Source organism: Mesorhizobium sp. M7A.F.Ca.ET.027.03.2.1, assembly GCF_003999175.1.
Classification (GTDB): Bacteria; Pseudomonadota; Alphaproteobacteria; order Rhizobiales; family Rhizobiaceae; genus Mesorhizobium.
Window position 1 is genome coordinate 1 of record NZ_RZOM01000175.1, and the last position, 7762, is coordinate 7762.

The window sequence follows — 7762 nt, forward strand, 5'->3', positions numbered from 1 at the left end:
GTCTTACAATGTAAGGCGTAACTAGAATGACCAGTTCTGACTCCTCTTTTTGAAACGAGGTCGAGCGAAAAAGCGGTCCCAGGATCGGCAGTTCTCCGAGCCAGGGAAAGGCCCTGACATCATTGTTGACGTTCCGCCTGATTAGACCGCCGATTGCGAAGCTCTGGCCGCTGGCGAGTTCGACGACCGTATCGGCTCGGCGCGTGGAAACTGCCGGCACGGAAATTCCGTTGATTTGCACGGCACCTTGCGTCGACAGTTCACTGACTTCGGGCGTTACGTGAATGTTGATTTGATTGTTGCTGAGAACTGTCGGCACAAATTCCAGACTGACGCCGAAGTGACGGAATTCAACCGATACCTGCCTGTTTTCCTGCAGGACAGGAATGGGAAATTCGCCGCCCGCGAGAAAGCTGGCCTTTTCACCCGACATAGCGGTGAGGTTCGGCTCAGCCAGGACGGAAGCTATATGCTCCTTGGCGAGCGCGTCGAGAACCGCGCTGACGTTGACGGCACCGTTGTCGAATCCGATTTCTGCTGTACCGCCACCCTGGGTTGAACCAGACCCAGCGCTTGCAGCGCTTCCGCTTAGAACGCCCACTTTGAAATTGCCGATTTGACCGAAGGCGGACAAGTTGACGCCGAGTGACTTCATGGCGCTGCGTGAGACTTCGGCTACGCGCACGCTGAGGTTAACTTGCAGGGATCCAGCGACCTTGATGTTGTTGACGACTTGCGCTCCGTCGCCCAGATATTGCTCAGTGACTCTTTTTGCGGTGTCGGCGACCTCTGCGTCGGGCGCCGTCCCGCTAAGGATTGCGCCGCGCGGCGTATAGTTGACGCGGATGGGATAGTCGCCGACCTGCTCCCGCAACATGGCGCGTAAATCCCCGATCGGTTGCGTGACAACGATACGCAATTCGGCGAGAGGCTCGCCATTGCCATCCAAGGCGAATAGGCTGGTCCGCCCCGATTTCTTGCCAAAGACGAAGATTGTTTTGCTCGATGGCGCCTGAAAATCCGCGATCGTGGGGTCAGCAACAAAGATGGTCGTGGCTGGCGCGGGCAGATGAACGGTCTCCCCGAGCGAAGAGGAAAGGGTCAGCGTGGCGTTGATGCTATTCGAAGCCGCATGCGGCGGGCCTTTGTCCTGCTTGTTTTGCGCCGCGACACCAAGTGGGAAAGTCACAATAAGCGCGCAGAGGAGATGGCCCAGGTAACGGGGAACTGCAGGTCTTGTAACCTTGTTGGCGATCGCCCGCCAATTGAGCGCATGGCAAGGATGTTGAAGGATCAGCAAAATAGATCTTCTTTCGATTCGACAAACTATGCGGACGAGGCGTCAGTCAATTCTAGGATGTAACCAATGCCTCGGATGGTCTTGATCCGTGGCGTTGCACCTGATCTGGTCAGATGTCCCCGTAAACGATAAATTCCGACTTCAAGCGCGTTGGCAGACACGTCGTCGTTGAATGAATAGAGGTGATCTTCCAATTGCGCACGGGGCACGATGCGGCCTGCCCGGTTAAGCAGGTGCTCTAGAATACAGAGTTCGCGACGTGCGATCATCATTGGGTGCCCATCAACGAAAACCTGGCGGGCGACCGGATCAAAGTCGAGATTGCCAAATACGAGCCTCAGGTCGGTCATCTGTGTCGCCCGGCGCAGAATGGCTCTCATTCTGGCAATAAGCTCATCGGTAGAGATGGGTTTGAGCAGAAAGTCGTCCGCACCACCGTTGAAGATCGCAATTCGCTTATCGAGATCGTTAAGGCTGCTCATAATGACGGCAGGAACTGAATGCCCGTGGGTCCTCAACTGCCTCAGCCAACCCAAGCCATCGCCATCTGGCAGAGCCAATTCCAGCAGGAGAATTTCATAGCTGGCGCAAGAAAATGCACTCGAAGCCAGTTCCAGAGTACCAACGACATCAACGACGAAGCCGCCATCCCCGAGCGCAAGTCGCATGGCGCGCGCAAGATCCGCATGATGATCCACGAGCAGCGTTCGCATTTCATCTCCTCTCGAAGAGGGACGGCCCATCGAACGCGTCACCGGCGGCCATCTGATCGGAGCACACGGCGCGCAACTCGTCGCAGCTCTCGGAACTGGTCCGAGTCGGAGGGACATGCAAGTCGCTCGGTGGCAATAGGCGCGGGTGAGGACCAACTGACGGGCTCAAATACGCCGGTCGGCGAACCCACGAGGCCAGCAACCCGCGTGCGATTTCTCGTTGCATCATCTCTCCTACGTGCAGCCCCTGCGCTCGCAAGGCAGCGTCGCGGCTCAGAGCCCGATTCCCACAGAGGGTAGGGTTAGCTTTCGAGAAACTGATTGAACAAATCGATTATTTGGATCGAATGCATCCACGGTATGGATGCAGCGCACCATCTTCAACGACTGCGGCGTCCTGATGCACTGTTGTGTCTGTCGTGCTCTGCTTTTTTCGCTGTCCTTCAAGGCTGGCGAGCCTGGTGGAACCTGCGCGTCATTGGCTTGGTAGCTTGAATGCTCAACAACGGAGCGCCCTGCGCAAAGCCGCTCTCATTTCCAAAAAGCCTTGCAATCTGGTTGGAGCACTTCGCGCTCGACACCAAAATAGGCGAGGAAAACTGACGTCTGACAGGGATGTACATGCAACAGCCGATTTGCGGCACCAGCAAACGACCGCGTTCAGGCTGAAGATCGACGACCAACGGCTCCTCGATTTCCGCACCGACCGCTTTTACAAGCTCTTCCTGTGCGGGCGGATGCCGGCAAACAGCAGCACAGGGTCAGCGAAACCGGGAGCGGGCCTGCTTGATCGCCATGATCACATTGCCGCTGTCGCGCGTGCGGAGCGGAATGCAATCGGTCCAGCCGGCGGCAATCCGGTCAGCACCATCGTCTGCACGAAGCTCCCTGACGAAGACGTGCCCGAATGCGCTCAACAAAGCCGGGCGGCGGATCTTTCCAATCGCCGAAGGTGCGGGCTGGCACCGAGCGGCGAACTGCGAACTCATTCCTGCCCGGCGGCGCTGGCCGCCGCGAGCGTCGATGCGGACCCAGCCGCTCCGAATCCTCCCACAACACGATGAGCGCGTCGCGGACATCGCTGCCGTAACAGCGGCTGCGGCTCTTGCCCGCAGACGGCCTCTGCTCACGACGGTTCATAAGACGGATCGCGCGCTTGCGAATAATAGCCGGTTACCGCCTCGAACTCATCCAGAATGCGCCGCTTGTCAACGCCGCAATAAAGCTCCACGATCGCCGCTTCACCGTGTCGCCATGCTGAGCCGCGCCATCCTTCCCCCGAACCGGAATGGCACGACCTGTCCATCCCCTTTGGAACAGGACACTATTGGTAACATTTTGCTTGAGGCAATGCGGCTCGTTGCCTTCCTTTTCGCTGACCGGAAGGGTACCGGAAGTCGTCTATCGCATTTTACCCGCTGAAAGCGGCAACACCTCGACCTCAATCGCAGATCATAGGAAATAGACGATCGCGTCGGGGCCTCAGCATCGGTTCACCGGGTTTCCGTCATCGACTGAAGCGAATTGCCCCATCGACCGTCACCGGGTGGGCCGCGATACGTCGCCGTGTATGATTAGCGAGCGCACGTAGCGGAGCCATAGCTCTCCACCCAGCCATGTTCCCCTAGTTGGAAAATGTCCGGCGGACCAGAGGTGCTGTCGTCAGCTTTTCCTGAATAGCGGCCAAGGCAATCCCTACCAGTCCATCACCACCTTGCCGGAACTGCCGCTCTTCATCGCATCGAAACCGATCTGAAAATCGTCGATGCCGATGCGGTGGGTGATCAGGCCGGAGACATCCAGCGGACCCTGCACAAGCGCGATCATCTTGTACCAGGTTTCGAACATCTCGCGGCCGTAGATGCCTTTGAGATGCAGCATCTTGAAGATGACCTTGTTCCAGTCGATCTCGAAGCCGGTCGGCGCGATGCCCAGAATGGCGATCTTGCCGCCATTGTTCATGGTGTCGATCATGTCGCGGAAAGCGGGGGCGGCGCCTGACATTTCGAGCCCGACGTCGAACCCCTCGGTCATGCCGAGCACCGGCATGACGTCGCGCAGCTTTTCCTTCGAGGCGTCGACGACATGCTGGACGCCAAGTTTCTTGGCCAGCGCCAGCCGCACCGGGTTGATGTCGGTGATCACCACTTTGCGCGCGCCGACGCATTGCGCGACGAGCGCGCCCATGATGCCGATCGGCCCGGCGCCGGTGACCAGCACATCCTCGCCGACCAGATCAAATGACAATGCGGTGTGAACGGCATTGCCCAGCGGATCGAAGATCGCGGCGATCTCGTCGGGCACATCATCGGGGATCGGCACGACATTATGCTGCGGGATCGCCAGATACTCGCCGAAAGCGCCGGGACGGTTGACGCCGACGCCGAGCGTGTTGCGGCACAGATGCCCTCGCCCGGCGCGACAGTTGCGGCAATGGCCGCAGACGATGTGGCCTTCGCCCGATACACGCTGGCCGACCTTGTATTCGGTGACCGCTGCGCCGAAATCGGCAACGGTGCCGACGAATTCATGGCCCGTCACCATCGGCACCGGCACCGTCTTCTGCGCCCACTGGTCCCAATTGTAGATGTGCACGTCGGTGCCGCAGATCGCCGTCTTCTTGATCTTGATCAGCACGTCGTTTGGGCCGATCTCCGGCACCGGCACCTCTTCCATCCAGATGCCCGGTTCGGCCTTGGCCTTCACCAGCGCCTTCATCATGTTCGACATGCTTTTGTCCCTTGAATCTCTTGATCCGGAATCGCTTTTCGATTCCAGCCTTCAGGAAATGACCCCGAGTTCGCGCCCGACGGCGGCAAACGCTTCCACTGCCCGATCGATATCCGCGCTGGAATGCGCCGCCGACATCTGCGTGCGGATGCGCGCTTGGCCTTTCGGCACCACCGGGAAGGAAAAGCCGATGACATAAATGCCGCGCTTCAGCATGCGCGCGGCCATCTCCTGCGCCAGGCTGGCATCACCCAGCATCACCGGTATGATCGGATGATCGGCTCCGGCCAGCGTGAAGCCGAGCTTGCCCATCTGCGACCGGAAGCGCGCTGCATTGTCGTAGAGTTTGTCGCGCAGCCCATCGCCGTCCTTGATCAGTTCGAACACCTTGATCGAAGCGCCGGCGATCGCCGGCATCAGCGTGTTGGAGAAGAGATACGGCCGTGAGCGCTGGCGCAGCCAGTCGACCATCTGGCCTTTGCCCGAGGTGTAGCCACCGGAGGCCCCGCCAAGCGCCTTGCCGAGCGTGCCGGTGATGATGTCGACCCTGCCCTCGACGCCGCAATGTTCGGCCGAGCCGCGGCCATTCCGGCCAACGAAGCCGACGGCATGACTGTCGTCGACCATCACCATGGCGTCGTATTTCTCGGCGAGGTCGCAGACACCCCTGAGATTGGCGATGATGCCATCCATCGAAAACACGCCGTCGGTGGCGATCAACCGGAAGCGGCAGTCCCGGGCTTCCTTCAGTCGCGCCTCGAGATCGGCCATGTCGTTGTTGGCGTAGCGGAAACGTTTGGCCTTCGACAGCCGCACGCCATCGATGATCGAGGCATGATTCAAGGCATCCGAGATAATGGCGTCTTCCTCGCCCAGCAGCGTCTCGAACAGGCCGCCATTGGCATCGAAGCAGGAGCCGTAAAGGATAGTGTCTTCCATGCCGAGGAAAGAGGAAATCGTGGATTCGAGCTGCTTGTGCTCTTCCTGGGTGCCGCAGATAAAGCGCACCGATGCCATGCCGTAGCCATAGCGGTCGAGCGCCTGCTTGGCAGCATTGCGCAAATCGGCGCTATCGGCGAGGCCGAGATAGTTGTTGGCACAGAAATTCAGCACCTTGTCGCCGCCGACCTCGATCTCGGCCGACTGCGTCGAAGTGATCACCCGCTCCGACTTGTAGAGGCCTGCCGATTTGAGCCCCGCGAGCTCGCTGTCGATGTGGGAGAGGAATGCTGCGGTCATGGTCGGCCTCGTTTGATGTGGGCTGACTGTCGTCTCGTCCGCGCGAAAAATCCATCGCAAAAACGACCGGACCGGTGGCAAGCAGCACGATGCCGCCCCGATGTCGATCATCGCGCGGCGGCGGAAACGACGCCGCGACAAAGGGTTCTGGCCGATGACCGCTCAAATGCCGGTACGGCGCTAAACGAGCCGATAACCATTTCGCGATCTTTCGACAGCCGCCCCTCGCCGGGCAGCCCTCGATTTCCGGTCCTGTTAACGTTTGCAGTTCAATGGTGCTCATACAAGAATCTTTACGCAAGAATCCGTAGGCGAGAGGGCCGCCCCCGAAAATGTCGCAGCAGCCGGTGCAAACCGTTTCAGGCAAGCTCATACTGCTGATCAAGGCCGGTTATTGGCTGGCCCTGCTGATCATTGCGGCCATGGTGATCGCCTCCTTCATCCTGCTGCAGCAGATGATGGCCACCCAACAGCACAATCACACCTTGCTCGACATCGTCAGCACACAAAAGACGCTGTCGCAGCGCATCGTCTTCCTTGCCGGTGCAACGGGCGCCGGCTCACGCGACAAGCAACCGGCGCTGGTCAGCGCGCTCAAGCAGGCAACGGCGGAGTTCGAGACCAACTACGACCTGCTGCTCGATCAGACAGGAGCCGATCCGCAATCGCCGGCCAAGCTTGACCCGAAGTCAATCGAAAGCGTCCTTTTCGCCAAGCCCTTCCACCTCGACTATTTCTCGGTCGGGCTGATCGCCAATGGCGAACGCCTGATCTCGGCCTATGAATCGCAATTCAGCGGCAATGGCGGTTACAAGGGCGGCGACGAACGCGTCAATCTCGACGCCTCCGTCGCCAATGCGACCTTGTCGGGCTACGCCGCGCTTGGCCAGCGCATCACTGCCGACGCCGACGACCGCTCCGAGAAGCTGCTCGCACTCCACCGCACTTTGTTCTACGCCACAATCGGCGTCATCATACTGGTGGCGCTCTTCATCTTCAGGCCGATGTCGAACGCCATCCTGCGCAAGACGCATGAACTGATCGACGCGCGCAATTCCATGGCCTTCATCGCGGTGCATGACGGCCTTACCGGCCTGCACAACCGCACGTTCCTGACCGATCATTTCGACACGCTGATCAAGGGCACGCACCGGCGTCGCGAACGCCTTGCCGTCGTCCAGCTCGATCTCGACCGGTTCAAGCAGATCAACGATACGCTCGGCCACGCCGCCGGTGACTATGTGCTGGTCGTGACGGCACAGCGCATGCGCGATTCCTGCCGGGCGTCGGATCTGTGCGTGCGCCTGGGCGGCGACGAGTTCGTCATGATCCTCGGCGGCGCCGGCGGCACCGAAGACATCAATATGCTGGCGCGACGCATCCTGGCACATATCAACGAGCCGATCGTCTTCCAGGGCACGACCATTCTCCCAGGCGCCAGCGCCGGCATCGCTGTCTATCCGATCGACGCCGACAATGCCGGGGATTTGCTGGTCCACGCCGATCTGGCGCTTTACTCCGCCAAGAAGCTTGGCGGCGGCAACTTCTCCTTCTTTTCCGAGGAGCTGCGCCGCGAACTCGACTATCGCAAGCAGCTCGAGCACGACATCAAGGTCGCCATCGCCGAGCGGGCGTTCCAGGTCTATTTCCAGCCGCAGGTCTCACTGACCCACGGCACGATCAGCGGCATCGAGGCGCTGGTGCGCTGGAACCATGCGGAGCGCGGCATGATCCCGCCCGGTGAATTCATTCCGGTCGCCGAGAAATGCGGCTTCATGCC

The 7762-nt window shown here is 59.8% G+C and carries 5 protein-coding genes and 1 pseudogene; 1 reads left to right on the forward strand and 5 read right to left on the reverse strand.

Annotated elements, in window-relative coordinates; all coding sequences use genetic code 11:
- From EN750_RS10470 to EN750_RS10490, 5 genes and pseudogenes are all read right to left on the reverse strand, one after another.
- On the reverse strand, positions 1-1255 hold a 1255-nt coding region (locus EN750_RS10470), incomplete at its 3' end, for a type II and III secretion system protein family protein (protein WP_245482668.1).
- Between the two features lie 71 nt (positions 1256-1326).
- The gene (locus EN750_RS10475) at positions 1327-2013 is read right to left on the reverse strand and encodes a response regulator transcription factor (protein WP_024505585.1); all 687 of its coding nucleotides are present in this window, start codon (positions 2011-2013) and stop codon (positions 1327-1329) included.
- A gap of 812 nt (positions 2014-2825) precedes the next feature.
- Positions 2826-2994, reverse strand: a pseudogene (locus EN750_RS40610) (transposase); the annotation flags it as partial.
- A 714-nt stretch (positions 2995-3708) separates the two neighbouring features.
- Positions 3709-4743 carry an L-threonine 3-dehydrogenase gene (gene tdh / locus EN750_RS10485; RefSeq protein WP_063169264.1) on the reverse strand — a complete coding sequence of 345 codons (1035 nt, stop codon included), beginning with the start codon at positions 4741-4743 and terminating at the stop codon, positions 3709-3711.
- A 51-nt stretch (positions 4744-4794) separates the two neighbouring features.
- Entirely contained in the window at positions 4795-5982 is a 1188-nt protein-coding gene (locus EN750_RS10490; RefSeq protein ID WP_127396376.1) for a glycine C-acetyltransferase, read from the reverse strand.
- Positions 5983-6314: 332 nt separating this feature from the next.
- Here EN750_RS10490 and EN750_RS10495 point away from each other — a divergent pair.
- Positions 6315-7762: GGDEF and EAL domain-containing protein (locus tag EN750_RS10495; RefSeq protein ID WP_145967541.1), on the forward strand; the 1448-nt coding region annotated here is incomplete at its 3' end.